The organism is Sinorhizobium sp. 8-89 (assembly GCF_030124325.1).
In the GTDB taxonomy this organism is placed as follows: Bacteria; Pseudomonadota; Alphaproteobacteria; order Rhizobiales; family Rhizobiaceae; genus Sinorhizobium.
In genome coordinates, this window is sequence record NZ_JASKLR010000003.1 from 500,254 (window position 1) to 526,891 (window position 26,638).

At 62.6% G+C, this 26,638-nt stretch carries 29 protein-coding genes and 1 other RNA gene; 16 read left to right on the plus strand and 14 right to left on the minus strand.

The window, feature by feature from the left end:
• Positions 1 to 443: 443 nt before the first annotated feature.
• The 3 genes from QN219_RS09685 (at position 444) to QN219_RS09695 (ending at position 6,697) form a co-directional block, all read left to right on the plus strand.
• Entirely contained in the window at positions 444 to 1,850 is a 1,407-nt protein-coding gene (locus QN219_RS09685; RefSeq protein WP_283999504.1) for an FAD-binding oxidoreductase, read from the plus strand.
• A 65-nt stretch (positions 1,851 to 1,915) separates the two neighbouring features.
• Positions 1,916 to 5,680 carry an AsmA-like C-terminal region-containing protein gene (locus tag QN219_RS09690; protein ID WP_283999406.1) on the plus strand — a complete coding sequence of 1,255 codons (3,765 nt, stop codon included), beginning with the start codon at positions 1,916 to 1,918 and terminating at the stop codon, positions 5,678 to 5,680.
• A gap of 150 nt (positions 5,681 to 5,830) precedes the next feature.
• On the plus strand, positions 5,831 to 6,697 hold the full coding sequence (locus QN219_RS09695) for a GGDEF domain-containing protein (protein WP_283999407.1): 867 nt from the start codon (positions 5,831 to 5,833) through the stop codon (positions 6,695 to 6,697).
• 144 nt (positions 6,698 to 6,841) lie between these two features.
• On the opposite strand, the gene QN219_RS09700 is transcribed toward QN219_RS09695, so the two are convergent.
• The 4 genes from QN219_RS09700 to ssrA form a co-directional block, all read right to left on the minus strand.
• The gene (locus QN219_RS09700; RefSeq protein WP_283999408.1) at positions 6,842 to 7,063 is read right to left on the minus strand and encodes a ribbon-helix-helix domain-containing protein; all 222 of its coding nucleotides are present in this window, start codon (positions 7,061 to 7,063) and stop codon (positions 6,842 to 6,844) included.
• A gap of 131 nt (positions 7,064 to 7,194) precedes the next feature.
• The gene (locus tag QN219_RS09705; RefSeq protein WP_283999409.1) at positions 7,195 to 7,422 is read right to left on the minus strand and encodes a DUF4169 family protein; all 228 of its coding nucleotides are present in this window, start codon (positions 7,420 to 7,422) and stop codon (positions 7,195 to 7,197) included.
• Positions 7,423 to 7,440: 18 nt separating this feature from the next.
• A complete protein-coding gene (locus QN219_RS09710) occupies positions 7,441 to 7,953 on the minus strand; it encodes an SspB family protein (protein WP_283999411.1) in 513 nt (170 codons plus the stop codon).
• Positions 7,954 to 8,114: 161 nt separating this feature from the next.
• Positions 8,115 to 8,477: a transfer-messenger RNA gene (gene ssrA, locus QN219_RS09715) on the minus strand.
• Between the two features lie 149 nt (positions 8,478 to 8,626).
• Between ssrA and QN219_RS09720 the strand changes: the two genes are divergently transcribed.
• Positions 8,627 to 8,935 (plus strand): DUF2853 family protein, encoded by a 309-nt coding sequence (locus QN219_RS09720; RefSeq protein WP_283999412.1) that lies wholly within the window; start codon positions 8,627 to 8,629, stop codon positions 8,933 to 8,935.
• Between the two features lie 188 nt (positions 8,936 to 9,123).
• Here the strand turns inward: QN219_RS09720 and QN219_RS09725 are convergent, their stop codons facing one another.
• Positions 9,124 to 9,576, minus strand: a complete 453-nt coding sequence (locus tag QN219_RS09725) for a DUF2267 domain-containing protein (RefSeq protein ID WP_283999413.1) — start codon at positions 9,574 to 9,576, stop codon at positions 9,124 to 9,126.
• Positions 9,577 to 9,835: 259 nt separating this feature from the next.
• On the opposite strand from QN219_RS09725, the gene QN219_RS09730 reads away from it, so the two are divergent.
• The 3 genes from QN219_RS09730 to QN219_RS09740 are packed head-to-tail and all read left to right on the plus strand — an operon-like array spanning position 9,836 to position 10,564.
• Complete coding sequence (locus QN219_RS09730; RefSeq protein ID WP_283999414.1) at positions 9,836 to 10,042, plus strand: hypothetical protein; 207 nt, start codon at positions 9,836 to 9,838, stop codon at positions 10,040 to 10,042.
• 11 nt (positions 10,043 to 10,053) lie between these two features.
• Positions 10,054 to 10,296 (plus strand): hypothetical protein, encoded by a 243-nt coding sequence (locus tag QN219_RS09735; protein WP_283999415.1) that lies wholly within the window; start codon positions 10,054 to 10,056, stop codon positions 10,294 to 10,296.
• Positions 10,297 to 10,345: 49 nt separating this feature from the next.
• The gene (locus tag QN219_RS09740) at positions 10,346 to 10,564 is read left to right on the plus strand and encodes a hypothetical protein (RefSeq protein ID WP_173509807.1); all 219 of its coding nucleotides are present in this window, start codon (positions 10,346 to 10,348) and stop codon (positions 10,562 to 10,564) included.
• A gap of 38 nt (positions 10,565 to 10,602) precedes the next feature.
• Here QN219_RS09740 and QN219_RS33955 read toward each other — a convergent pair whose 3' ends face one another.
• Positions 10,603 to 11,262: a gamma-glutamylcyclotransferase family protein gene (locus QN219_RS33955; protein ID WP_309486569.1), complete on the minus strand. Its 660-nt coding sequence runs from the start codon at positions 11,260 to 11,262 to the stop codon at positions 10,603 to 10,605.
• Between QN219_RS33955 and QN219_RS09750 the strand changes: the two genes are divergently transcribed.
• From QN219_RS09750 to QN219_RS09785, 8 genes are all read left to right on the plus strand, one after another.
• On the plus strand, positions 11,261 to 12,055 hold the full coding sequence (locus tag QN219_RS09750; RefSeq protein WP_283999416.1) for a thymidylate synthase: 795 nt from the start codon (positions 11,261 to 11,263) through the stop codon (positions 12,053 to 12,055). The genes QN219_RS33955 and QN219_RS09750 overlap by 2 nt on opposite strands.
• 196 nt (positions 12,056 to 12,251) lie before the next feature.
• On the plus strand, positions 12,252 to 12,857 hold the full coding sequence (locus tag QN219_RS09755; protein ID WP_269282333.1) for a glutathione S-transferase family protein: 606 nt from the start codon (positions 12,252 to 12,254) through the stop codon (positions 12,855 to 12,857).
• On the plus strand, positions 12,850 to 13,398 hold the full coding sequence (locus QN219_RS09760; RefSeq protein ID WP_283999417.1) for a dihydrofolate reductase: 549 nt from the start codon (positions 12,850 to 12,852) through the stop codon (positions 13,396 to 13,398). The genes QN219_RS09755 and QN219_RS09760 overlap by 8 nt, the downstream gene beginning before the upstream one ends.
• Before the next feature lie 383 nt (positions 13,399 to 13,781).
• Positions 13,782 to 14,870: an FtsH protease activity modulator HflK gene (gene hflK, locus QN219_RS09765; protein ID WP_283999418.1), complete on the plus strand. Its 1,089-nt coding sequence runs from the start codon at positions 13,782 to 13,784 to the stop codon at positions 14,868 to 14,870.
• The gene (locus QN219_RS09770) at positions 14,867 to 15,799 is read left to right on the plus strand and encodes a protease modulator HflC (RefSeq protein WP_283999419.1); all 933 of its coding nucleotides are present in this window, start codon (positions 14,867 to 14,869) and stop codon (positions 15,797 to 15,799) included. The genes hflK and QN219_RS09770 overlap by 4 nt, the downstream gene beginning before the upstream one ends.
• A gap of 7 nt (positions 15,800 to 15,806) precedes the next feature.
• On the plus strand, positions 15,807 to 15,992 hold the full coding sequence (locus tag QN219_RS09775) for a DUF2065 domain-containing protein (RefSeq protein WP_173509813.1): 186 nt from the start codon (positions 15,807 to 15,809) through the stop codon (positions 15,990 to 15,992).
• A 6-nt stretch (positions 15,993 to 15,998) separates the two neighbouring features.
• The gene (locus tag QN219_RS09780; RefSeq protein ID WP_283999421.1) at positions 15,999 to 16,385 is read left to right on the plus strand and encodes an ACT domain-containing protein; all 387 of its coding nucleotides are present in this window, start codon (positions 15,999 to 16,001) and stop codon (positions 16,383 to 16,385) included.
• 238 nt (positions 16,386 to 16,623) lie between these two features.
• The gene (locus tag QN219_RS09785) at positions 16,624 to 18,126 is read left to right on the plus strand and encodes a Do family serine endopeptidase (RefSeq protein ID WP_283999422.1); all 1,503 of its coding nucleotides are present in this window, start codon (positions 16,624 to 16,626) and stop codon (positions 18,124 to 18,126) included.
• Here QN219_RS09785 and QN219_RS09790 read toward each other — a convergent pair.
• The 3 genes from QN219_RS09790 to serB all read right to left on the minus strand — a co-directional run bounded on the left by QN219_RS09790 (position 18,107) and on the right by serB (position 20,499).
• Positions 18,107 to 18,904: an alpha/beta hydrolase gene (locus tag QN219_RS09790; protein ID WP_283999423.1), complete on the minus strand. Its 798-nt coding sequence runs from the start codon at positions 18,902 to 18,904 to the stop codon at positions 18,107 to 18,109. The two genes, QN219_RS09785 and QN219_RS09790, sit on opposite strands and share 20 nt — an antisense overlap.
• 135 nt (positions 18,905 to 19,039) lie before the next feature.
• Complete coding sequence (locus QN219_RS09795; protein ID WP_283999424.1) at positions 19,040 to 19,615, minus strand: GNAT family N-acetyltransferase; 576 nt, start codon at positions 19,613 to 19,615, stop codon at positions 19,040 to 19,042.
• On the minus strand, positions 19,612 to 20,499 hold the full coding sequence (serB, locus tag QN219_RS09800) for a phosphoserine phosphatase SerB (protein WP_283999425.1): 888 nt from the start codon (positions 20,497 to 20,499) through the stop codon (positions 19,612 to 19,614). The genes QN219_RS09795 and serB overlap by 4 nt, the downstream gene beginning before the upstream one ends.
• Here serB and miaA point away from each other — a divergent pair.
• Positions 20,498 to 21,409 carry a tRNA (adenosine(37)-N6)-dimethylallyltransferase MiaA gene (gene miaA / locus QN219_RS09805; RefSeq protein WP_283999427.1) on the plus strand — a complete coding sequence of 304 codons (912 nt, stop codon included), beginning with the start codon at positions 20,498 to 20,500 and terminating at the stop codon, positions 21,407 to 21,409. The genes serB and miaA overlap by 2 nt on opposite strands.
• Before the next feature lie 12 nt (positions 21,410 to 21,421).
• Here miaA and QN219_RS09810 read toward each other — a convergent pair whose 3' ends face one another.
• The 5 genes from QN219_RS09810 to QN219_RS09830 form a co-directional block, all read right to left on the minus strand.
• Positions 21,422 to 21,853: a nuclear transport factor 2 family protein gene (locus QN219_RS09810; protein ID WP_283999428.1), complete on the minus strand. Its 432-nt coding sequence runs from the start codon at positions 21,851 to 21,853 to the stop codon at positions 21,422 to 21,424.
• A gap of 91 nt (positions 21,854 to 21,944) precedes the next feature.
• The gene (locus tag QN219_RS09815; protein WP_283999429.1) at positions 21,945 to 22,292 is read right to left on the minus strand and encodes a hypothetical protein; all 348 of its coding nucleotides are present in this window, start codon (positions 22,290 to 22,292) and stop codon (positions 21,945 to 21,947) included.
• Positions 22,293 to 22,358: 66 nt separating this feature from the next.
• Positions 22,359 to 22,754, minus strand: a complete 396-nt coding sequence (locus tag QN219_RS09820; RefSeq protein WP_283999430.1) for a VOC family protein — start codon at positions 22,752 to 22,754, stop codon at positions 22,359 to 22,361.
• Between the two features lie 20 nt (positions 22,755 to 22,774).
• Entirely contained in the window at positions 22,775 to 24,319 is a 1,545-nt protein-coding gene (locus tag QN219_RS09825; protein WP_283999431.1) for an MBL fold metallo-hydrolase, read from the minus strand.
• Positions 24,320 to 24,376: 57 nt separating this feature from the next.
• Positions 24,377 to 26,512: a hypothetical protein gene (locus QN219_RS09830; protein ID WP_283999432.1), complete on the minus strand. Its 2,136-nt coding sequence runs from the start codon at positions 26,510 to 26,512 to the stop codon at positions 24,377 to 24,379.
• Positions 26,513 to 26,638: the final 126 nt, after the last annotated feature.

A 26,638-nucleotide genomic window follows, 5' to 3' on the forward strand; every position in this document is an offset into this window, starting at 1 on the left:
AACGGGTGGCCCTGCAATAGATGTATCATAGCACCGGCTGCTGCCAAACGAGGAGGAGCACGGCACGCCCGCCGGCGCACTTGTGACAAGCCGGTATCACCACCTGTGTTTTCGTGCTCCGCGAAGGCTCGGCACCGTGTGAACTTCTGGACAAATTGATTCCAATTTGCACAGTAGCGCCTTGAAATGTCAGCGCTTCCGATCCGACCCGGAGCTTTTCGTCGCGACGTGGAACCACGGAAAGGCGAGAGTGCGCGTTCGGGCCCGGAGGTCATGACCATCTTTGTCCCCTCGCTTGGGCGCTGTGCTCGGGCGGGGCCGGTTGCCGCATAATTCCTTAATTCGGCGTTGAATTGGGAATAAAATCGGCGGCAATTCAGAATGTTACAGTGACCTGGCGCGACTGGCCGAGACGCGAGGCGCTGGAGGGAAGGGGCGTTTTCGTGGCGTTGAAGGCAATCAAAGCGGGAACGAGAAACGAAAGCGGCATCGTTGCGGCGAAGGAGCTTCTTGCCGTCCGATTCGGCGACCGCTTCCAGGCGAGCGAGGCGATCCGCGCCCAGCACACCCACACGACCACCTATATTCCGGCACAATTGCCGGATGCCGTGGTCTTTCCCGAGAATGCCGCCGAAGTGCGCGAGGTCGTCGAGATCGCCAGTGCGCACCGCGTGCCGCTGATCCCCTTCGGCACGGGCTCGTCGTTGGAAGGGCACGTGAATGCGCCGAACGGCGGTATATCGGTCGACATGATGCGGATGAACCGCGTTCTCGCCGTCAATGCAGAGGATCTTGATTGCACGGTCGAACCCGGCATTACGCGTGAAGAGCTGAACACGTATCTGCGCGATACCGGCCTCTTCTTTCCGATCGATCCGGGGGCGAACGCCTCGATCGGCGGCATGGCGTCGACGCGTGCCTCCGGCACCAACGCAGTGCGCTACGGCACGATGAAGGAAAACGTGCTCGCGGTGACGACCGTCGTCGCCGGCGGTCGCGAGATCTCGACCGGCCACCGGGCGCGCAAGTCCTCGGCCGGCTACGATCTGACGCGGCTCTTCGTCGGCGCGGAAGGCACGCTCGGCATCATCACGTCGATCACGCTGCGCCTGCAAGGCATACCGGAGGTGATCTCCGGCGGCGTCTGCCCGTTCCCGACGATTGCCGACGCCTGCAATGCGGTGATCCTGACGATCCAGTCGGGTATTCCGGTAGCGCGTATCGAACTGCTCGACGCGCTGCAGATGAAGGCGTGCAATGCCTATTCGAACCTGGGCTACGCGGAGACGCCGACGCTTTTCGTCGAGTTTCACGGCAGCGCCGAGAGCGTCGAGCTACAATCGCGCCAGTTCGCCGAAATAGCGTCGGATTTGGGGTCTACTGGTTTCATCTGGACGACCAATCCGGAAGAGCGGTCGCGACTCTGGAAGGCGCGGCACAACGCCTATTGGGCACAGAAGGGGCTGGTGCCCGGCGCCGCGATCCTTTCGACAGATGTTTGCGTACCGATTTCGCGGCTTGCCGATTGCGTTGCGGCGACGCATGAGGATATCGCGGCACATGGGCTGGTCGCACCGATCGTCGGCCATGCGGGCGACGGCAACTTTCACGTCGGGCTGCTTTTCGACGACAAGGATCCAGCCGATGTTACGCGGGCGGAAGCCTTCGTCGAGCGGCTGAACGCGCGGGCTCTATCGATGGACGGCACCTGCACGGGCGAACACGGAATCGGGCAGGGCAAGATGCCGTTTCTCAAGGCGGAACTTGGCGATGCGCTGGATCTGATGCGGCAGATCAAGCGCGCGCTCGATCCGGACAATATCTTCAACCCGGGCAAGATCTTTGCCTGACAGTGTGGGGCGGCCGCTTAACGATGCGAGTAGGGCGCGAATGAGACAGACGGGAATGTGACACGGTGCTGGCGCGAATTCTGGTTACCATCGGTGGGCTGCTTGTCGTCGCGCTTTTTGCGGCGTTGATCGCGCCATTGTTCATCGATTGGACCGACTTCCGCAAAGATTTCGAGCGCGAGGCAAGCCGGATCATGGGCAAGCCGGTGGTCGTTCACGGCAGTGTCGACGCGCGGCTTCTCCCGTTCCCGACGGTGACCCTCAACGACGTTCGCGTCGGCCCGGCAGAGGGTGGCGTACCGATCATCCAGGTCGCGCAGTTCTCGATGAGCGCCGAGCTGGCGCCGTTCCTGAGCGGCGAGGCGCTGATCTTCGACATGCGGCTCGACCGTCCGAAGGCAAGGATCCGCCTCCAGCCGGACGGTACCCTCGACTGGGCGCGCGGCCGGCGCGCATCGATCCCGGCAAGCACGGTCGTTCTCGAAAAGGTCGAGATCGTCGATGGCGAGATCGAGTTCATCGATGAGCAGACGGGGCGTACCCGCCGCGTCAGCGATCTTTCCGCCGATCTGTCGGCGCGCTCTCTTGCCGGTCCGTGGAAGATCGAGGGCCGCGCGGCGCTCGACGGCGAGGCCGGCAGTTTCGCCTTTTCTACGAACGAGGTGAACGAGGAGGGGGCGCTGAGCCTCCGGGCGCGGCTGACGCCGGACAAGCGGCCGTTCGGCGTCGAGCTCGACGGCGATCTCAAGGTCGTCGACTTCAAGCCGGTCTATGGCGGCCGGTTCACGCTGACGGAAAATCGGCCGGCGGAAGAGGCGGAGGAAAGTGGCGCCGCCTTGCGCATCAACGGCGATTTCCAGCTCACCAACGAGAGCATCCGCGTTCCGGAATACCGTTTCGAGATTGGGCCGCCGGAAGATCCCTATATCGTCACGGGCGAGGCGACGCTCGACACCGGCAAGGACCAGAAATTCCTCCTGATCGCCGACGGCCAGCAGATCGACGTCAGCCGCATCGGCAATTCGGGCCGCAAAGGCAAGACCGGCCGCGACCCCGCCATTTCGCTGCGTCAGCGGGTCGAAGCGATGCTGGCGATCGCCGCCGATATTCCTATCCCGCAGGTGCCGGGCCGGGCCAGCCTCAAGCTGCCGGCGATCGTTATCGGCGACACGACGCTTCGCGACGTGCGGCTCGACGTCAGGCCGGACGGCGCCGGCTGGATCGTGGAGAATGCGGTGGCGCTGCTGCCCGGGCGGACGCAAATGGAAGCCAGCGGGCGGCTGAACCTCAAGGAGCAGCGCGCCTTCCGCGGCGACATCCTGATTGCCTCCAACCAGCCTTCGGGACTGGCGAACTGGCTGGCGGGATCGGTGGACCCGGCGATCCGCAAGCTGAAGACAGCCGGTTTTGCCGCCACCGTGAACCTGACGGATACGTTGCAGCAGTTCGAGAGCCTTGAGGTAGCGGCAGGCCCCGCGACGCTCCGGGGGCGGATCGAACGCCAGTCCTTCGCGGAGCAGCAGCCGAGCCTTTCGCTGCAGCTCAAGGGCAACCGCATCGATCTGGAGGCGCTGCAGGCACTGGCCGGTCTCGTCGCCGGTGATGCGTCGACCGGAACCCTGCTGCAGCACGCGATCGCTGCCGATCTCTCTGCCGAGGCTTTTTCCGCCTTTGGTGAGGAGGCGCGGGACGTGCAGGCGGTGCTGACGCTCAAGAACGGACAGTTGCAGGCGGAGCGGGTGGCGATCGGCTCGCTTTCCGACGCGCAGCTTGCCCTTTCCGGCCGGATGAGCGGTGGCTTCGATCAGCCGGTGCTCTCGGCGAAGATGAAGCTCGCCGCAAAGGACCTGACGCCCTTTCTTGAAATGATCGGCCGGCACACGGTCGCCCATCCGGCGCTGCAACGGCTGATCAAGGCCGGCCCCTATTATTCCGATGCCGCCTTCGACGTGACGCTGACAGCCGGCAGCAACGAGGGCAGCGCGCCCGTCACCTTCGGCGTGATCGGCACCGCCAACGGCGGCAAGATCGCCGCAAGCTACCAGGCACCAGATGTCGCCCAGGCGCTCGCCGGCAAGGGCATGCTGCTGGAGGCGACGCTCGAGAATCCGCACACGCCCGTCCTCATCGGACAGGCGGGCTTCGATCCGCTGCCGTTCGACGCCGATGCCAACGGTATCCTGGCGATAAAGCTGCAGAGCACCGAGGGTTCGAAGGCGAACGGTACGCTGACCTTTACCACCGAGAAGACGTCGCTCGCCACCAAGGGTGTCTTCGATCTTGCCCGCGACCACTATCTCGAGGGTCAGGCGAAGCTGACGCTGCAGACGGAGGATCTGGAGCCATTCCTGCTTCTTCAGGGAATCGGATTGCCGCAGATGGGCAGCGGACTGCCGGTGATGCTGTCGACTGACATCACCACCGATGCGGAAAAGATCGCCCTCTCGGCGATCGAAGGCAAGGCCGACCAGAATGCCTTTACCGGCGCGCTCGCGATCGATCGAAAGACGGCCGGCAAGGCCGTCGGCGAACTTGCGCTGGATACGCTCGACCTCCCCTGGCTCGGCGAGGGCATCCTCGGTCAGTTCGAGGATGTGTCGACCGGCGGATTGTCGAGGGCACCGGTCGCGCAGCCGGCCTGGTCCGGGCTCGACGTCGCGTTGAACGTCACCGCGAAGCAGTTCTGGCCTGGCGTCTACGGTCCCGTCACCGGCTTTGCCGGAAAACTCGAATGGAAGGGCGACGAGATTGCCGTGAGCGGTGCCACCGGCGAGTGGTTGGGGGGCAAGCTCGAGGGGCGGCTGCAAATCGGCAACGCCAATGGCTCGGGCTTCCTGCGCTCGCGCTTCGATCTCAAGGGTGCCGATCTCGCCGCTGCCGGATGGGCGCGCGAAAGTGGCCCGGTGGCGACCGGCCGGTTCGATCTGGCGGTTGCGATGGAGGCTTCGGGCGCGACCCCCCGCGCGATGGCGCATTCGGCGAGCGGGTCGGGAACCGCGACGTTCAACGGCGTTACGCTGAACGGCATCAACACGGCAGCGCTGCCGCCGCTGATGGCCGCCGCCGATGCCATGAAGACCGAGATCTCGCCCGAGGCGATCCGCAAGGCGGCAGAGAAACTGCTCTTCACCGGCCAGTCGGTCGTCGGTGTCGTCAAGGTGCCTTTCAGCGTTGCCGGCGGCACGGTCAGAGCGCAGAACGTCACGGCCGGCGATGGCAACGCCGCGTTCACCGGCGAGGCATCGTTCGATCTTGCCGACCAACACATGAACGGCGTGATCGACCTGGTGTTCCGGCCGGGCGAAGAGGCGCTTGCCGGCGCCGAACCGCGTGTGCGCTTCGGCTATGGCGGGCCGCTGAATGCGCCCGGTGTTACGGTCGACGTCACCGATCTTTCGAATTTCCTGTCGCTGAGGGCCTTCGAGCGGGAGCGGCGGCGCGTGGAAATGCTTCAGGCGAATGTGCTCGAGAAGCAGCGGCTTCGCCGAGAGGTGGCGCTTTACAAGGCGCGCGCGACCGAACGCGAGATTGCCCGGCGGAGGGCGATCGCCGAGGAACGCCACCGCCAGGCCGCGGCCGCAGAGGCGGCCCGGATGAAGGCCGAAGCCGAGGCGCGCGCTGCCGCCGAACGGCGCGCAGCCGAGGAGTTGCGCCTGCGCCTGCGGCAACTTCCGCCGCGCGGTGCCGTCGAGCAGAAGCCGCCCGCGCAAAACGTTGAGCGCGTCAACCCGCCGCCGCCAACCGGCGGCAGCGTTACCGACGAGAATGCCGGCCCGCCGGCCGGGCAGGGCCTGAACTTCGACATGCTGCCCGACATCACGGTGCAATAAGCGGGATGAGGAAAAGTGCGCAGCGGTTTTCCGCCCGCATCCAGCACCCTTGGCGCCAAAAATCGGCAAACATCCCTAGAATTTTAGTGGCCCACTTGAAGCCGCATTAGCATCCCTCGGTCACAATGTGCCTACAACTGGGGTTGCGAGATGAAATCGCTTGAGCTGGGGCTTGATCGCCGCGCAGTCATCCGGATCGTGAACTGTACCCTCGGCGGCACCGTCGGCTGCGCGGCGATCGCCATGCTCATCACCTATTATTGCACTGCCCGCTTCGGTGCGGAGGTGATGGCCACCACGCTCAGGCTTGCCTTCTACATTCCCTTGCTTCTCGCCATTCCGCTCTTTGCCTTCATCGGCGTCAAGATGCAGCAACTGGCATTGGCTAACCGGCTCCTCGTGCAGGCAAGCCGCTATGACGGCTTGACGGGTTGCCTCAACCGCAGCGCCTTCACTGCTGATGTCATCGACTTCTTCGCGAAGCAGGATCTCACGCCGTTTCCGCCGACATCGGCGCTCCTGATCCTCGATGCCGACCATTTCAAGAAGATCAATGATTGCCACGGCCACCTTGCCGGCGATGCGGCGCTCGTCGCAATTGCTGCGGTACTGCGCGGTGCCATCGGCGATGACGGTGTGGTCGGGCGGCTCGGCGGCGAGGAATTCGGGGTTTTCGTGCGCTCGACCGATCCGGGCGCGGTCGGCGGATTGGCGGAGCGCATCCGCCTTGGTGTCGCAGAGGATGGATTGCCGGAAGGCGGCTGCACAGATGCGGTCACCGTCAGCATCGGCATTGCCCTCTTCACCTATCCGGCCGTCTACGAGGACATTTTCAAGATTGCCGACGACCAGCTTTATCTCGCCAAGGGCGCCGGGCGGAACTGTATCTGCATGATGGAGCACTCGCACACGCCAAGCGACATACGCGCCATGGCCGAGCAATTGCGCAGCGGTTTTGCGGAGTTCGACGCCCGGCCGCGCGCGGAACGCACAGGAGAGGGCGGTCAGCCGTGGTAGCTGGCAGGGCGCTGATCCATGCAGTTCCCTACAGCGTCGTTAGGGGGCTTCGGTTGCCTCCGCCGTGCATCTCTCAGACGCACGATGGTCGCTGTAACACTTTGAATTGCTGATTTATCCTTAGATCGATCCCGATTTAAGGAATCATGCAGTAGCGTGCGATTTTACCCAGGCGAGGACGTAGACGCGGAGCGCCGAGGAGAGATTGCCGTCAGGGTTGCGCCCGTCGTCGACTTCGGCAATCAGCCGGGCAAGCGGCATGCCACGGATCTGCGCGATCGATTTCAATTCCTGCCAGAACGGTTCTTCGAGGGTAATGCTCGTTCTATGTCCGTGCAGGGTGGCGGAATGCTTGACGATCGTCATCGCTTATAAACCGATTCAAGGTGTTGGCACTCCGATTCCGGAACCGGGCTCAAGTCTTTGCGGTCGAATCGTTTTTGGGTGGTGACGACGCGGATGCTGCAGCGAGCGTCTGTTTTGACGCGCGGTGCCAGTCAGGTCTTTTCCGTGTCGGAGGCGCCGTCCGCTGAACGCGCGATGGCCGGCGTTTCCAGCCGGCCCTGATCGAGCTTCTTCGATGCCTTTTCGTTCAGGGCGCGGGTGAGCGACTTTTCAGTCTTGGTGCGGCCGAAGGCAACACGGTTCTGCTCGGCCTGCTTTTCCTTCTCGGAGCGGGCCTGCTTCTTGCGGAACTGGCGCAGATTGACGATCTCGCCGGCCATGGGCCGCCTCCGTATCGGTCAGTTCTTTTTTCGGAAGGAGTCGAGCGAGACGACCGAGGCACCGCCGTTTTTCGGTTCACCCGGCTTTTCAGTGCTCTTCTCGGCGGGTTCGTCGTCACCTTCGCTGACGGGATAGGCGGTGATCTCCGCCGTTTCCTCTTCTTCCTCGGTGGCGGCGACGTCAAACTCCAGTTCGAAATTGACCGACGGGTCGTAGAAGCCGCGGACGGCATTGAAGGGGATGACAAGTTTCTCCGGCGTGTCGGAGAAGGAGAGGCCGATCTCGAAGCCGGCGTCGCTGACCTTCAGGTCCCAGAACTGATGCTGAACGACGATCGTCATCTGTTCAGGATATTTCGCCTTCAGATGCTGCGAGATGCGTACGCCGGGGGCGCCGGTCAGAAAGGTGATGAAGAAATGGTGGTCGCCGGGCAGATGACCCGTGGCTGCGACTTCGGCCAGCACCTTGCGAATGACACCGCGAAGCGCGTCCTGCGCCAGAATGTCGTAGCGTATGTGGTCCTGGCCCATGTGATCCCCGTCTTCTCTTAGACTCAACTGCTGCATGTCACGCCACAGCAACTCTTGCGCACCGAAGCGGTATGCAGCGCTGTACGGACACTCCTTTGCCCCGTCCGCTTATGACGAGTCAATTATCAAGCATCTATAGACCATTTCGCGACAGGGGAGAAGGTGAAGGCTTCTGTTGCCAGGTGCCTTCGGACCCCGCCTTACGGTGCTACCCGGAAGGACTTGATTTGAAGTGCCGCACCGCCGTTAGGCAGCGAGACGTGCTTCAGCATAGTTGTCGTTTGCAACTATAAGTTTAGCCCGATAACGGTGGTACAATGCCGAGCAAAAAGTCGATCTTTACGCCCTTGTCGATCCTATTTCGCCCCCATCAAAAGCCGGTCCGCATTTCCAGGCCGGTTTTTGGTGGAGGCGCCGGGTACCGCCCCCGGGTCCAATGGGTTTATTGCATCGCCCGTTTATTGCCATAGCCGCCCGAAGACGGCACACGTCATATAGGTCTTTCCGCAGGCCAAGAAAAGGGCCGCGAGGGAGAATATGACAGATATATTATCCCGGATACGGCCCTTACTGAAACGCCTTGACATACCCGATCAGCGTGAAAAACTCCCGCTGCTGCACGCGGTTCGCGAAAAGGGCAGCCGCTTGAGAGCAAGTGCAAACTGGAGGCATCATGACTGATTATCTCGCAGACGTGCAGAAATACGACAGCGGCGCCGACGAAGCTGTTGTCAACAAGATCGTGCGCCATCTCGGCATCGCCCTTCGCAACAAGGATTCGTCTCTCGTTTCGGCCTCGGACCCCAAGGAACTCGACCGCGTCAAGGAAAAGTGGTGTGAAAAGAAGCTCGGCGTCGGCGGTGCGGACGCTGACGCGGCAATCGCCGCCACGGCCAAGGCGATGGCGGACGACCGCACCAAGTCACGCGTGACGTTCTATTACCTGGTGGCCAAGAACCTCGGCAAGCTCCAGGTCCTCTGATTCGTAGGGATTCTCCGGATTCCCCGGCACCGCGCGACCCGTCGGGTACGCAGGGGGGCGCTGTAGTGGTTTGAATCGGGGAAATTTTTTCGTGATCCCGGCCGAACGGCCCGGGATCACGAACGGAATGTATTTTTGCCGGTTCACGCCAAATGGAAGGCGAGCGGAAGCCGCCTGACCGTTTCGTGTTACGCCTGCTCCTTGGTGCCGACACTGTCGGGCCAGAGAGCTCGGATTTCCTTCGGCAGCGTATCTCGCACCTTTACCGATTGGCCGAGATCTATGTGCCGCGCGAGAACCTGAAACACCGATTTCGTGGCTTCGACGGGATTGACGGGACGGCCGGGTTTCAGTCCATCCGTAACACATTGCAGAAATTCGTCGAGCGACCGCGTCGCCTTGTCGGGCCGATGGTTCGGTCGGTATTGATCGTAGTAGGCGCCCCGCACGAGCAGCGGCAGCTCCGCGCCAAGATGCGCGGCCACCTCCGGAGGAATCCTGTCACGCAGCGCCCTCAACACGACGTTCAATATATGCCAGGCGACTTTGCGGTTCGGGCCATGATGCTCCATGATCTCGCCGAGCCAGATATTGGTGGTTTGCAGGGTTTTGTCGAAAACTTCGAGGCCTGTCGCACTCATCGTCACACCTCTCTCGCGGTCGATCGTTGATAACTCAAAGATCTAACCCGAGGCGGCGGAGTTTGTTTCGTCGCTTGACCGAGAAGATCCCGCCAGCGCACTCGAATGCGGAGGAAACGGGCTCGCACTCGCCGCCAATCTCGGAACCTTCGCGGGTCCGCCGGGTTAAGCCAGTAGATATGCCCGGCCGAAACGATGACGCAGGTCGGGCAGAACATGATCAGCAAAACACGAAAGGGCAGATACGGAGGGAAGTCCGATGACATCTTCCAAGCATCAGAAGACACGCCGCCCCAGCGACAAGGATCTGAAGCAGGATCCGGGAATCGGCCGGAGCAAGGGCATCCAGGGCCCATCCGACTACGAAATGCTGAAGCGCGGCAACACCATCGAAGGCGATGTCGAGAACGATACGACCACGCAGGGCGGTGCGAACCCGCGCCAGCGCGGCCGGACGAATAAATAGGAGGAAAGGCAATGGTCGGCAAGAAGACGCATGAACAGCAACAGCGCGTGCTTCAGGGCCGCGAGGATACGTCGAACGCCGGCAAGGATTTCGGCGCCGCGGAGAAGCTCCGGCGCTCCGACGCCTTGCGAAAGGCTCATCGCAAGGGGGCGGAACTGGATGCCGAGCACGCCGATGCACGCGAGCCGGACGAGCGCAGCATGACGCGCGGAAAGAACCAGGAAAGCAGGCATCACAAGGGTGCGGAGAACTGAGGCTAAGACTTCTCTTAGCGCCATCCGAGATAATGAAAGGAGACGGACCATGGCTCACGCCAGTCGCAAGCATGTGGGCAAGCCGGACAAAGGCAAGGGTTCGGGCAGCGGTGCACAGACCGAAGTGAAAAGGGGCGTTCTTGGTGAGAACGACGTTCTTTCCAATCGAGACAAAGCGCAGCATTCCGATGCACGTGGCCTCGATGAAAAGGCAGTGAGAAACGAGCAATACCAGGATCACGCCGGCAACCGGCGCCCTGCGAAATGATTGGACGGGCGGCGGCGCTGCTCCGAAACACATAAACTTTAGCGCCGCCACGGCGGCACGAAGCGCCTGTCGTCATAGGAAGCGAGATATCCCGTGTGTGCGGGGGAAGCCAAAAGCCTCGCTTTGAGATAGGCGAATGCGTCGCAGGTTGCGCCGGATCTCGCTGGCATGACACTGATCAGCTTTCGAAAATTCCACGGCCGCCCTACCGCCTCCAGCCGATCAAGTCGATGGAGGGTGGCCGGATCGACTTGATAAAGCTCGCCCCTGACGTGATGGCCTTGACCCGGTTCGTCCAGCATCATCGGAGCGAGCCACGGCCCGGCAATGAGCATCGGATATTTCCTGGTTGTCCGATAAAAACCAATAAAGCGCGCCCGGGCGAGACCTCGCCGATGCAGCGGAAAGCCTCTCTTCAAGGTGCCGAACACAAAAACGAGTGCGGTTTCGGGCATGATCCGGGTAGACCAGCGCAAGCGTTCTTGTTCAAGAACGCGGGGAACCTCTGCTGCGTTCCCTTGAGTGCGTTCCGTTGACTGCGTTCCCTTGACAGCGGTCGCCCAGCGTGGGCGGAGGCCATGCATAGCGCTGCTCGAAGTTCGGACATCAAATTGCGGGAAAACGCACCGTAGCCATTGGTTCGCCCGAGGGTTCGTCCTATTTTGAGCGAAGCGAACGAATCGTCGGCGAAGAAGCATGCGACAATATCTCGATCTCCTCGAACATGTGATGACAGTGGGAACGGACCGGGGCGACCGGACGGGCACGGGCACGCGATCGGTTTTTGGTTACCAGATGCGCTTCGACCTGTCGGAAGGCTTCCCGGTGCTGACTACCAAGAAGCTGCACCTGCGTTCGATCATCCACGAGCTCCTGTGGTTCCTGAAGGGCGAAACGAATATCGCCTATCTGAAGGAAAACGGCGTCAGCATCTGGGACGAGTGGGCGGACGAGAGTGGCGAACTCGGACCGGTTTACGGCTATCAGTGGCGTTCCTGGCCAACGCCGGGCGGTGGGCACATCGACCAGATCGCGACCCTCGTCGAGGGCCTGAAGACCAATCCGAATTCCCGGCGCCACATCGTTTCGGCCTGGAACCCGGCGCTGGTCGAGGAGATGGCGCTGCCGCCCTGCCACTGCCTGTTTCAATTCTACGTGGCGGACGGCAAGCTCTCCTGCCAGCTCTACCAGCGGTCGGCTGATATCTTCCTTGGCGTTCCATTCAACATTGCGTCTTATGCGCTGCTGACGCTGATGGTGGCGCAGGTGACGGGACTGAAGCCCGGCGATTTCGTTCACACGCTCGGCGACGCCCACATCTATCACAACCACTTCGAACAGGCGCGCTTGCAACTGACGCGAACGCCGAAGCGGCTGCCGGAAATGCGCATCAATCCGGCAGTGAGGGATATATTTTCCTTTAAGTTCGAGGACTTTACGCTCGTCGGCTACGAAGCCGATTCACATATCAAGGCGCCGGTCGCCGTCTAGAATGGGACGCGATGAGGCTGCTTCCGGCGGCGCTTGCGCCGATCGGCGCAGGCGCGCGGGGTCAGGTGAAATTGCCTGAAGCGGCCTCTATGTTCTGGAACTACAAAACCGGGAGCTTCCGTCCGCGTTCCTCTGGGCGCGTGGGCGGCGTTTCCCAATAAGGCCGCCGGCGTTCCGGCGGAACAGGGAGGTTTCGATGCTGACGCTTATCCATGCGCCGCTCTCGCGCTCGTCGCGCATCATCTGGCTGCTCGAGGAAATCGGCGCCGAATACGAGATTCGCTACGTCAACATCCGTCGATGGGACGGCTCGGGCGGGCCGGACGAGAACAATCCGCATCCGCACAAGCAGGTGCCGGCGCTTCTGCACAACGGCGCGGTGATCTGGGAGTCGGCCGCCGTCGTGCAATATCTGACCGACCTCTATCCGGATTGCAGTCTCGGCCGGCCGCCCGGCCATCCCGAACGCGGCGCCTATCTTTCCTGGCTCGCCTATTATGCCGGCGTCATCGAGCCGACGGCGCTCGCCCATATCTCCGGCGTGACCGTCAACAACCCGGCGCTCGCCAGACTCTACAGCGAAATGTGCGCCCACGTGATCGGCGTCCTGAGCGGCCAGACCTATCTGCTCGGCGAGACCATGAGTGCGGCCGACCTCTTGCTGGCGAGCGCGCTGCAATGGATGCGCAAGATCCTGCCGGAAAGCGACGTGATCGACCGCTACATTCGCGTCGTGACCGACCGGGCGGCTCTGGAGCGTGCGCGCGAGATCGACAGCAAGCCGAGTGGTTTCCATGACTGACGCAAAGACCGAAATGAGCGCCGATCCGAGAATCGTGATCGTCGTCGCTGTCGCGACCAACGGGGTGATCGGGCGCGAGGGCGACCTGCCATGGCGGCTCTCGACCGATCTCAAGCGCTTCAAGGCACTGACGATCGGCAAGCCGGTCGTGATGGGTCGTAAGACCTGGGCCTCGCTCGGGCGGCCGCTGCCGGGCCGACCGAACATCGTCATCAGCCGCAATCGCGACTTCGCGGCGGAAGGGGCCGAGGTCGCGTCGTCGCTGGAGGCGGCGCTCGAGCTGGCGCGCCGACACGCGGCGGCGATCGGCGCGGACGAGATCTGCATCATCGGCGGCGGAGAGATCTATCGCCAGTCCATCGGCCTCGCGGACGTGCTGCACGTGACGGAAGTGCATGCCGAGGTCGACGGCGACACGCGCTTTCCGGCGATCGATCCCGTGGCTTTCGAGAAGGTGTTCGAGGAGGATCTGCCGCGCGGCGAGAAGGACAGCCATGCGATGCATTTCGTGACCTGGCGTCGGCGGGAGACAGCGGAATGAGGAAAAGTGCGAAGCGGTTTTCCGCCCGCATTCCGCGTAAGACCAAGAAGCTGGAATGAGGAAAAGTGCGAAGCGGTTTTCCGCCCGCATTCCGCGTAAGACCAAGAAGCTGGAATGGGGAAAAGTGCGAAGCGGTTTTCCGCCCGCATTCCGCGTAAGACCAAGAAGCTGGATTGAGGAAAAGTGCGGCGCGGTTTTCCGCCCCGATCCCGCTCTCACCTGTTCCCGCGGCGGGTCCGCCAACTATTTTAACCCATTTACGGTGAACTCGGCCGTATCGCGTTGAAAGCAATGCATGTGATACCTATAACGGGTTCACATCGCGACCGATTGCATATGCCTGCTGGCGGTCGGCGAAAGAGTTTTCTTGAAGAGAGGTTTTGATGCCCTGGAGCAATCAGAATGGCGGCGGCGGCGGTCCGTGGGGCGGCGGCGGCAATCAAGGGCCATGGGGCCAAGGGCCTAATCGCCCGCGAGGCGGCAGAGGCGGGCCGCCGGATCTCGAGGAGATCATCCGGCGCGGTCAGGACCAGTTGAAGAATGTGGTCCCGGGCGGCTTCAACGGCGGCGTCTTCGCCATCGTCGGGTTGTTGATCGTCGGTTTCCTGCTGCTCAATTCGATCTACACGGTCCAGCCGGACGAACGCGGCGTCGAGATGCGCTTCGGCAAGCCTAAGGAGGAAATCTCCATGCCCGGCCTGCACTATCACTTCTGGCCGCTCGAAACGGTCGAGATCGTCAAGGTGACGGAGCAGCAGCAGAATATCGGCGGCCGCACCGCCGGCCAGTCCAATGCCGGGCTGATGCTCTCCGGTGACCAGAACATCGTCAACGTGCAGTTCTCGGTGCTGTTCTCGGTGACCGACCCGAAGGCCTATCTCTTCAATGTCGAGAACCCCTCCGACACCCTGCAGCGGGTAGCCGAAAGCGCCATGCGCGAGGTCGTCGGCCGTCGACCGGCGCAGGACATCTTCCGCGACAATCGCCAGGCAATCGCCGCCGACGTCAAGAGCACGATCCAGGCGACGATGGACAGCTATGCCGCCGGCGTTTCGGTGAACACGGTGGCGATCGAGGACGCAGCGCCGCCACGCGAAGTCGCCGATGCCTTCGACGAGGTGCAGCGCGCCGAGCAGGACGAGGACCGCTTCGTTGAGGAAGCCAACCAATACGCCAACCAGGTGCTCGGCAAGGCGCGCGGCCAGGGGGCACAGATCCGCGAAGAGGCGGCCGCCTACAAGGACCGCGTCGTCAAGGAGGCGCAGGGTGAGGCACAGCGCTTCATCTCGGTCCATGACGCCTACTCCAAGGCCCCGGAGGTCACCCGCAGGCGGCTTTATCTCGAAACCATGCAGGATGTTCTCGGCAAGTCGAGGAAGGTCATTCTCGACGAGAAGAACGGGCAGGGCGTATTGCCCTACCTGCCGCTCACCGAAATCGGCCGACCCGCGCAGTCGGGAGGTACCCAATGATAAACAATCGCAGTTCAGTCATCCTTATCGTCCTCGCGGCAGTGCTCGTCGTCGTCTATTCGTCGGTGTTCGTGGTCAACGAGCGCCAGCAGGCGATCGTCGTGCGCTTCGGCGAGATCCGCGCCGTCAAGACGGAGCCCGGCCTTTATTTCAAGCTGCCCTTCGCCTTCATGGACGCCGACCGCGTGCAATTTGTAGAGGACCAGGCGCTTCGCTTCGATCTCGACAATATCCGCGTGCAGGTCTCCGGCGGCAAGTTCTACGAGGTCGATGCCTTCGTCGTCTACAGGATCGCCGATGCCCGCCGCTTCCGCGAGACGGTTTCGGGCGATCGGGAATCGGCCGAGGCGCGGCTCAGGACCCGTCTCGACGCGTCGTTACGCCGTGTCTACGGCCTGAGGGGGTTCGAGGCGGCCCTTTCGGATGAACGCGCGTCGATGATGCGCGAAGTACGGACAGACCTCAGGGCTGACGCCGAATCGCTCGGCCTCAACATCGAGGATGTCCGCATCCGCCGGACGGACCTCACCCAGGAAGTCTCGCAGCAGACCTTCGACCGCATGAAGGCCGAGCGTCTGGCCGAGGCCGAACTGATCCGTGCACGCGGCAACGAAGAGGGCCAGCGCCGCCGCGCGATCGCCGACCGCCAGGTGGTCGAGATCGTGGCGGAAGCCCAGCGTGATTCGGAAATCCTGCGAGGCGAGGGCGAAGCCGAACGGACCGGGATCTTTGCCGATGCCTTCACGCGCGACCCCGGCTTCTTCGAATTCTACCGCTCGATGGCGGCCTATACGCAGTCCATCGGCAATCCGGACACAACCGTGGTGCTATCGCCGCATTCGGAATTCTTCCGTTATTTCAACAGCGCGGACGGGGTGGCCTCACCATTGCCGCCGACCGCACCGGCGGCGCCTGCCACCGGAGATTGAGCGGACAATGTCCGATTTCCTGATCGGGTTTGGTTTCTTCCTGATCATCGAGGGGCTGGTGTACGCGCTGGCCCCTTTGGTTTTGGTGGAATTGGCGAAGCGTTTACCGTATGTCCCGGAGCATCAGCTCCGACTGGCCGGGCTCGTTTCGGTGGCGGCTGGCGTCGGACTTGTATGGTTGGTTCGAGGATAATGCGAAATGCCACATAAACTGCTGATCCGGCTGATCGATGCCGAATATGCCATTACCCGTCTCAATGTCGGGTCCGCGATACCGGAGTGGCTGCCGGGGCCGGGTTTTTGGACGGTGTCCAGCTCGCGCGAGGAAATGACGCTGGTCTGTCGCGCCGCCCGCGTACCGTCGAGCGTGCAGAGCTCGCTCGGATGGCGCTGCTTCCGCATCGAGCAGCATTTCAGCTTCGACGTGCCGGGTGTCCTGTCTTCGGTCTTGCGCCCGCTTTCGGCGGCCGGTGTCGGCGTCTTCGCCAATTCGACCTTCAGCACCGACTATGTTTTCGTCGCCGGGTCCGATCTTGAAAAGGCCGTGCAGGCACTGAAGGATCACGGGCACGAGGTCACCGGCTGAATGCTGCGAAGCGAGGGCTGACCGGAATCGCCGACGCTCGGTTTTCCTGGGGCGGATCAGGAAATCGTGTCTGGACGCTCCGGAATTCCGCCGTATCTTCAAGGGAAGATCGCTTGTGTGCGGAGCGGCGGCAGCGGCGCACCGCGCTCGGTTGAAGGGAATCGATTACGCGGCAGTCCCGGATTGTGACAATCCCAACGCCGGCGTAATCCAAGAGGAATGATAGGAGCCTAGCGACTTGTCGACACGACCCGAATTCATCCGCGGCCTGGTGCTTGCGGCCGCGACGGCACTGCTTCTTTCCAACACGGCGCTCGCCGAGACGGCAACCTCGCGACCGGCGGCCGGGCCGCCATCCGTTGCCGATCTCGCCGAAGGTCTGCTCGACGCCGTCGTCAACATTTCCATTTCCCAGAACGTCAAGAGCGATGACGACGACGCGCCGATGCCGCAGGTGCCGGAAGGATCGCCGCATCAGGAATTCTTCGACGAGTTCTTCAGGGGGCCTGGCGGCGACGGTAACCGGCCGCGAACAGTCAATTCGCTTGGCTCCGGCTTCATTATCGATCCGACGGGGTTCATCGTCACCAACAACCACGTCATCCAGGACGCCGATGATATCGAGGTCAATTTCGCGAATGGCACGAAGCTGAAGGCGAAGCTGGTCGGCACGGACAACAAGACCGATCTGGCGCTGCTCAAGGTCGAGCCGAAGAAGCCGCTCAAGGCGGTCTCCTTCGGCGACTCGCGCAAGATCAGGATCGGCGACTGGGTGATGGTCGTCGGCAATCCGTTCGGCCTCGGCGTTTCCGTTTCGGTCGGCGTCGTCTCGGCGCGCGGGCGCAACATCAATGCCGGCCCCTATGACAGCTTCATCCAGACCGACGCGGCGATCAACCGCGGCAATTCCGGCGGGCCGCTGTTCAACATGCAGGGTGAGGTGATCGGCATCAACACCGCGATCCTCTCGCAGACCGGCATGTCGGTCGGCATCGGCTTCGCCGTGCCGACGGAACTGGCGATGAACGTCGTCAGCCAGCTCAAGGAATTCGGCGAGACGCGCCGCGGTTGGCTCGGCGTCCGCATCCAGCCGGTCACCGACGACATTGCCGAAAGCCTTAAGATGGAGACGCCGCATGGCGCGCTTGTCTCCGGCATCATTGAAGGCGGACCGATCACCAAGGGCGAGATCAAGGCCGGCGATATCATCGTCCGCTTCGATGGAACGGATGTGGCGGAGATCCGGGATCTGATGCGTGCGGTCGGCGAGAGCCCCGTCGGCAAGGCTGTCGACGTGGTCATCATTCGCGACGGCAAGGAGCAGACGGTTCACATCACGCTTGGCCGTCTTGAGGATGGCGAGCGTCTTGCAAATGCCCCGGTGAGCCAGAACGGCGAAGGTGCCAAGCCGAATGAGCCGCCCGCGGCCCAACTGCCGGCGAGCGACGTCGTGCTCGGCATGAAGCTCGCGGTGCTCGACGAGGGTCGCCGCAAGACCTTCGGCATTGCCGATGACGTCAAAGGCGTGGTGGTGACCGAAGTCCAGCCGAATTCCGCCGCGGCCGAGCGCCGCGTCGCGGTCGGCGACGTGATCGTCGAGGTCGGCCAGGAGGCAATGGACACGCCGGACGATGTTTCGGCGCGGGTCGAGAAACTGAAGAACGATGGCCGCCGCAACGCGCTTCTGATGATCGCCAACAAGACCGGCGAGCTGCGCTTCGTCACCGTGCGGGTGGAGTAGCCGCGGACTGCCTTGTTGGCGCGATGGCTTTTTCTTGAGTCATTTCAGGATCATCGCGGCTGATCTTCGCAGACTGCAGCGACCTTTTGGCGTCATTTCCGACGCCAAAAGGTCGCCGTCCCGGTTTAGACAAGCGCGTTTTCCCGCTTGCCTCATGAAACAAACTCGCAAACCATTCCTTCGAAAGCGCTCTGGCTAACCCCGTTGGCTCCCAATCATGTCCCGCGTCCAGCAGGTGGTAGGCGACATTTGCTCCGGCAATGCGGAACTGCTCTTTTATGACCGGCGCATCGTAACGCTCACGGCGATCGTCATGTGCTCCGGCTAGGATGAGCACCGGATATCGCTCCAATCTCGGGAAAGGCGTTTGCGGGTCTGGCGACTGCGGTCGCAGGAGAATTGCTCCGGACGTAAGGGTGCACCGACGACACACGACGGCTGCGGCGATGATAGCCCCACTCGAATAACCTGCGATAAGCGGACGTTGGGCAAGCCTGTATTCTCTCGTTATCGTCTCTACGAACACGCAGAGCTTTGCCGCTCTGTCGGTTAGTTCCTCCAAACTCAAACTTCGATCCCGATTACGTCGGAAGAAGGTGAAGCCGTGCTCACAAGCGATCGGACCGCGGACTTTGAAACATGTGGAGTTGGGAGCAACCTGCTCGGCGAAATCGGTCCAGTCCGTTTCTCTTCCACTGCTGCCATGAAGAAGAACCATTGGCGGATTGTCCGGGCTTCTCGCCTCAACCTCGAAATCAAAGCCTGCAGAATGCAGCATTTGGAAAGCACCTGATTCTGATGTCCGCGCATCAAGCATAGCATTTCGGGGAACCCGTTGGTTCAGTGACCGCCGCCGTTCATCGTGGTTCAGCAGGCGGCGGGCTGATGCGGGATCAGGTGCGGGGCCGAATGGCTAGACGCCAGCTTCCCCGGCGAGGCGCGTCCACTCGCCCGCCGTGATCGCGTAAAGCACGTGTCGTTTCAGATGCGCATGTGTGTCGGGCACGCGAGGGTGGTCGAAGTCGCGGCTCGGGTCCGGCCGCATGCAGAGCCGTTTCATCACGGCGGTGGAGCGGGTGTTCGCGGGCACGGCGAAGGAGACGATTTCGCCGAGGCTCCGTTCGGCAAAGCCGTAGTCGAGGAGTGCCGCTGCCGCCTCGGTCACGTACCCGTTGCCCCAGAAGGGCAGGGCGAGCCGCCAGCCGATCTCGATCGTGCCGTTCGGCAGATGCGGTTCCAGATCGGTAAGGGCAAGGCCGCAGAAGCCGATCGGGGTGTCGCTGTCGCGCAGTGCGAGCGCAAAGAAGCCGAAGCCGGTTTCGCTGATGCCGCGGCCGATGCGATCGAACAGTGCGTCAGATTCCGCCCGGCTGCGGCGGAAGGCGAAGAATTCCATGACCTTCGGATCGCTGTTGATCTCGGCAAAGAGGTCACGATCGGTCTCGTTCCAGCCGCGAATGCGCAGTCTGTCGGTTGCGCGGATGATCACGCGACGAAATCCGTCTTGCGATAGCCCTGGAGGTAAAGGAGGGCCGTCAGATCGCCATGGTCGATGCGGATCTTCGCCTGCTCGGCCACCACCGGCTTTGCGTGCAACGCCACACCGCTGCCGGCAAGCTGCAGCATGCCGAGGTCGTTGGCACCGTCGCCGACGGCGATCACCTCGGCGGTCGAGATGCCGAGCCTGCGGGAAATATCGATGAGCGCATCGACCTTGGCCTGCTTGCCGAGGATCGGGTGAGCGACTTCGCCGGTCAGCATGCCGTCCTTTTCGATCAGCACGTTAGCGCGGTTCTCGTCGAAGCCGAGTTTTTCAGCGATAGGGCCGGTGAAGACGGTGAAGCCGCCGGAAACGAGGGCGGTGTAGTGGCCCTTGGCCTTCATGGTCGCGATCAGCTCGCGGCCGCCGGGCGTCAGCGTGATGCGCTTGGCGATCACCTCGCCGATGACACTGCCGGGCAGGCCCTTCAGCAGGCCCACGCGCTCGATCAGCGCCGGCTCGAAAGCGATTTCGCCGTTCATGGCGCGGGCGGTGATCGCGGCAACCTTTTCCTTCAGACCCACTTCGGCGGCAAGCTCGTCGATGCATTCCTGGCCGATCATGGTGGAGTCCATGTCGGCGATCAGGAACTTCTTGCGACGGCTTTCGGCATCCTGCACCGCGACGTCGACCGCGAAACCGTTTACCTCGGCGCGCAGATGCGTCTCGGCGGCGTCCGGATCGGTGCCGTCGGTGAGCGCGATGTCGCAGGCGATGCCGTCCGCCAGCCAATAGAGCCCGGACGCCTTTACAGCGCTCGCCGCCGCCTCCGCCAGCGCAGGCGTCAGAACAGGATTTGACGGATTGGCGATAAGCGTGGCAACGAGAGCCATGATCAAGAACCTTGAAAGAGATACGGACGCGATCCTGATAACCGGGCCGACCGCCAGCGGCAAGTCCGCGCTTGCGGTGGAGCTTGCGCGCCGGCATGGCGGCGTCGTTGTCAATGCCGACAGCATGCAGGTCTACGACACGCTGAAAGTCCTGACTGCCCGGCCGGACGAGGCGGAGATGGGCGGCATCGAGCATTTTCTCTACGGACACGTGCCGGCGGGCGCCGCCTATTCGACTGGTGCCTGGCTGCGCGAGGCCGAGGCGCTGGTTCAGCGACTGCGCAAGGAGGGGCGGTTGCCTGTCTTCGTCGGCGGCACCGGGCTCTATTTCAAGGCGCTGACGGGCGGGCTTTCGGATATGCCGGGGGTACCGGCGGCGATCCGCGACACGCTGCGCACGCGGCTGAGGGACGAAGGCGCCGAGGCGCTCCATGGGGAGCTTGCCGACCGCGATCCCCAAGCCGCCGCGCAATTGCGACCCGGTGACGGACAGCGGATCGTGCGGGCGCTCGAAGTGATCGAGGCGACCGGCAAGCCCATCCACTTCTTTCAGCAGAACCGTGGCCCGGTGATCGTCGACCCCGACCGGGCGCGGAAGATCGTCGTGCTGCCGGATCGTGCCGTCCTGCATCGCCGCATCGATCGGCGCTTCGAGATCATGCTTGAACGCGGCGCCGTCGACGAGGTGCGCGCGCTGCTTGCGCTCGACCTCTCGCCCGACATGCCGGTGATGAAGGCGATCGGCGTCCAGCAGATCGCAGCGATGCTGAGAGGCGAGATCAGCGAGGAGAAAGTCATCGCCACCGGGGCAGCAGCGACGCGGCAATATGCCAAGCGCCAGATGACCTGGTTCCGCAATCAGCTCGATGAAAGCTGGGAGCGGATCGAGACGCCCGACGCCGTGCTCTAAGGGAGCGTGCGCTCAGACGATGCCGTGTTCCTTGAGCACAGCCTCCTCGTCGCCGCTGATCCAGCCGAAGATCTTCGGCTCGTCGTTGCGCACCTGGACGAGATAGTGGACCTCGAAATCGATGGTGACGTCCGGCCTGCTCTTCATATCGTAGGTTGATCGCCAATCGATCCTGACGAGGAAATGCTGGTTGTCGATCGGCGTGATCGTGGTCTTGCGGATCTTCAATGCCTTGGTGCCGATCGCACGATAGCGGGCATAGCCCTGTGCCATCGACACCTTCAGGCTGTCGTCGTTCTTGCCCGCCAGAACGCCTGCAGGCGAGGCGGCGATGAACTCCGAGGCGAAAGCGAAGGTCGTCTCGCCGACATCCATTTCGTCGGCAAGCACCCGATTGGCCATGGTTTCGTATCGCGCGAAGAAGCGCCGGAGGGTCTCTTCCATCGTTCTGGTCCTGAATTTCGTCGAACAGATTGAATGAGAACGCTCTGCCGTGCCGCGCGGTTCCTGTAAAGCACCGGCCCGCGAGCCGCGATCACTCGATCGGCGTCTGCTGGTGCTGCACGAGTTTCCAGCCCGCGCCGGTATCGCAATAGGTCGAGGTGCAATAGGCGCCGTAAGGCTTTGTACCCGCGCGATAGCCTTCGGCGCAGTATCCGAGAACTAAGCAGCCATGCGCCGGACGGCCGACCGATCTTTCGGCCATGATCACGCGATCCCATCGGGGTGCGCTCTCCAGACTATCGATGATCGAGGGCACCCGCATGAGACCGACCGGAGCAGGAAACGCCATGATGCATTGCTCATCAAGCAGCTTGCGATACGTGTCCAAGCCTTCGAGCCAAAGCCGTTGCTCCAGATCCCAGGCGTGAGCGTCGTCCATGCCGTCCTCCGTTGCTCTTGGTGCGGCTACGCCGTCAACGCTCGAGAGGGTGCAAGGATCCAGCGTCTACGGCAGATTCAACTGCCAGGAGACGCCATATCGGTCGTTAATCCAGGTGAATTGACGGCTGAAGCCGTAATTGGCGCGCGGCATCAGCACCCCACCACCTTCCGCGAGTGCCGAAGCAAGGCGTTCAAGTTCGTCCTCGTCGTCGCAGTCGACGAACAGCGAGACGGCGGGCGTGAAACCGAATTCATGTTTCACCGGACTGTCGATGCACATGATGGTTTCGCCGGCGATCGACAGTTCCGCCTGCATGACCGAACCCTCCGCGCCAACCTCACCCGGTCCGTAGCGATTGATGCTCACGATCTTCGCGCCGGAGAACAGCGACAGATAGAGGTTCATCGCTGCCTCGGCTTCGCCCTGGAACATCAAGAAAGGTTTCACGCTTTTTACCATGACGGTTCTCCGAATATTGCTCACGTCGGGCTGTCGGACACGGTATATTCAAAGAAGAGGTCGGTCTCGACCCGTTGGAATTTATGCCACTCTGCGGCGCTGACGTCAGCCGGTTTTGCGACCCGGTCGAGATCGCTGCGGAAGACGCGGCCGCGGGCCTTCTGCTTCAGCCTGTCCTCGATGAAGCCGAGCGGATGCTCCCACGGGTTGTCCTTGTGCGCCGCCCAGGACGTATTGGCCGGGATCATCGCCACGAATTCGTCCTGGAAGGCCTCGCTTGCCAGCCAGGACAGGTTGGCATAATCCGCCGCCGCGCTGCCGTCGAGCGTCGCATTGTGGCTGCCGTGATGGCCGACCTTGTAGAGCACCGTGCGGCCGAGAAGGTCGCGCGCGGTGACGGTCCTGCCATCGACCGTCCATTTCAGCGGCGCCCAGGAGATCCAGTTGCCGCGCTGGGCGTCGCCCGTGAAGAGCAGCACCTTGCCGGTTCCGCGGAGCTCGATGGCGATGACCAGGCTCGTGTTGTTCACCTCGTCGTTCAATCTGAGGGCCAGCGTTTCCGCGCTCTCGAGCCAGTCATTGTCGATCTGCCGCCAGCCGGTGGGGCCGCTCTTGCCCTTCGCGCCATAGTGGTCGACGAAGAACGCCTTCAGGAACTTGTCGCGGCTCCGTTCAACGTCCCTGCGGGAAATGCCAAAGCGCGGATCGAAAGAGCGCCTGGCGCTTTCCGGGTCGCCCTCGACCGTAGCCGCGAGGAGGCTCAGTGTCGGGCCGTCGGCCGACAGCCTGAACTCTTCCTCGTCCTGCGGCTCCAGCGACAGCAGCAGTTCGACGTCGCGCGGCGGTCCAAGCGCGTAGACGCACACGCCCTCCACGCCCGGCAACTGATAGGGCTCATGGTCCGGCCGCAGGAAAACAGGATCACCGGCGATCCGTCCGCGCAGATATTTGATGGCGCGCTTATTGGTGATCCCTTCGATGGCGAGCGCTCCCTGCCTTCGGGCCGAGAGGGCGGGGTGGCGACGCCTGACCTCTTTCAGCCGTTCGCGAAGTTCGTCGGCGGCATCTTCTCCCGTCTCGAAGGAGAGAAGATCGCGCAGCATCGTGCGATTCGGCGAATGGACGCCGAAGCCCGCGCGATCGAGGCGCTCGTCGGCGCCCATCAGAGCGAGCAGCGTATCGTGAAAACGTTCCCGCAGGCTGTTGGCAAACGGATCATCGTCGTCCTCGGTCCAGGCAAGCCAGAGTTCGCCGATCTCGATCGCGTCGAAGCACGGTTTTCTTGTCGCGGGATCCTTTGCCGCGAAGCCGTTGACGTGATCCATGTGCTCATGGGTCACCAGTACCAGATCCAGCCGGTTGCCCGTGGCTTCGGCGATATCGGCAATCACCTTGTCGATCGTCTGCTCGGGCTTGACCTCGGAATTCGTCCACAGGCCGCAATCGATCAGCATATAGAAGGGACTTCCGTCGGCCTTGGGTGTCGCCAGAAGAAAGCAGTCGCCATGGCCCTGCCGATACATGCGTACCGTGACGCCGGACGCGGGGGCCTGCATTCTGGGCATCGGTTCCTCCTCAAATCCGTTTGGCGGACGGCAAGCCGTGTCGAATTCTCTCGTCGGTCAGCTCCGCTGCCGGTGGAGATGAGCGAAAATCTCCGGTCGGAGGGGCTTGCTTCCGCCGGTGGTGAAGGCGTTTTCCCGGCTCCGCGCCTGTCTTGTGAGATATGCGCGCATTCGTTCGAGCGCTGCATCGTCGCAAATGTCGCCGGGCGTGCGGATGACCCGCCGGATCTCGAAGGTTTCGGCGTCGATGAGCAGCGTGCAGCCACGGCGAAAATAGAAATCGTAGGGGCCTTTCGGCGGCTTGCCCTTGTCCGCTGCCTCCTGCATCTTCGGGTCGAGGTAGCCGTGGCGGGTCTGCGTCAGCTCGACGACATATTCGCGCTCGATCTGGTCGCGATTGCCGCGGCGTGCGGCCATGCGAACACTGTGCACCTCGATTGCCGGGCCCGCGACGATCTTGCTGCGCCTGATGGTGGCCGGCGCGTCGGCATCCGTCCTGATGCGGATGATGTCGCGAAGCGGCGCGTTCTTGGCTTCGGTGATGAGCCCCCAGAACAGCCGCCCGTAGAGGTCGCGCGCCAACCATTCGACCTTGCGATCTGCCTCGAGCCCGAGCTCCAGAAGGTTGCGGCTGAGAATTTCCCGGAGCGATGATTTCGGCCGCTTGGCGCTCTCCGGCAGGCGGTTGCCCATCGCCTTGTTCAGCTCCTCGAAGATTTCCCGTGCGGTGCGGTCCAGACCGTCCAGGAATTTCTGGCCCTCGCTGTCGGTGAAGTCGCCGCGGGTTTTGAGCTCATCGATCATTTCGAGCGGGCGGGAAAGCAGATAGGCGACCTCGCCCTTGAGATCGGTCAGACGTGGGAAGGCGGCTTTGTAGTCGGCGGCCGCTTCGCCCATCGTCGGCCAGAGCAGCGTCTGGACCGAGACGATCGGCATGTCGCGCGGAACGATGCCCCAGGCGATGAAGGCCTCCATCACCGCGACGCGATAATTGTGCTCGTCCTCGGGATAGAGATCGTGGTCGGCGGTGATGATCGCGCGCAGGTAGTCGCCGAAGGTAACGTCGACTGGTGGGCAATAATCGAGCGCGCGAATGCACATCTGCAGGATGTGCCGGGCCGATTTCGATGCTTCGCGCGCCAGCCGGTTGACGAGGTCGGGATGCAGCGCGCCTGCCGGCAGGATTCCCGTGCCGCTCGACGCGATGCGCAGCAGGTCGGATATGCGCGCGCGGTAGATCGACAGGAATGCCCGGAACACGGCGGCCACCAGAATGGCGCCGCGGTCATGCACTTCCTCCGTCTCGCGCAGAAGCCTCGGATTGGGCTCGTGCGCCCGCCAGACGCCGTCCTTCCAGCCGCCGAGCGCGTCGCGCAGCGCCGTTCCGCGGCCGAGCACCTGGCCGAATTCCTGGGCCAGCTGGCCAAGCAGGTTCTGGCTTTCGAGGTCGCCATGCGTGCGAGCGATCTGATCCTTCAACACGTCCGCATAGGAGAAATGCTGGAAGATCGCGACGATATCGGCGAAGGCCTCGTGCAGCGCGAGCACGTCCGGATTGGTCGCCTCGCTGAAGCGGGGATGCATGCCGTCGAGCAGTGCGTGCGACGTTTCATGGGCGATGATGTCGTGGGAGAGGCAGGTGAATATGATGGTGCCGGCAGGTGCTCCCGACTGGCCTTCACCGGCTGCGAAATAGCCGAAGAGAAGGGCCTTCTTCTCGGGGCTGTAATAGGCGTTGGCGTCGCGCAGCGCATGCGGATAGATGCGCAGCCGCTGAACATATTGCGGATTGATCCACCGGCCCTTCTCGTCCCGGTCGCGCCCCGCCCAGAGTGCGACCCGGCCGAGGGCACTTTCGAAATTGACGATGGTGTTCATCGCCACCGCATAGGTCATCTGCTGGTGGAATTGCGGGTTCCATTCCGCCGGTCGGAGACCATTGTCGGCAAGCAGGCCGGGATCGTGCAGGTTGACCGGTGCGTAGACCAGATCGAGCGACGGATCGAAGTCGATCACCTCGATATATTCCCCGACGGGCCCGACGAACGGCATGCCGGGATCGAGCTTGTCCATTTCCCAGGGGATCGAAACGATCACCTCATTGAGCGGCAGCGTTTCGTGTCGCCGCCCCATGCTCGGGTCGAAGGCGAAGATCCGGAGCTTGCGCGGAGGCATGGTCGACAAAACGGACATTTACTCCTCCCGGGAATTGCCGCCGCTATCTGCTGCCCAGTCGATGCATTCCTTGAAGTTCCGCCGCCTCGATATTGCAAAAGGATTCGTCCGCGTGACAGGAATGTCAACTCACGATTGCAAGAC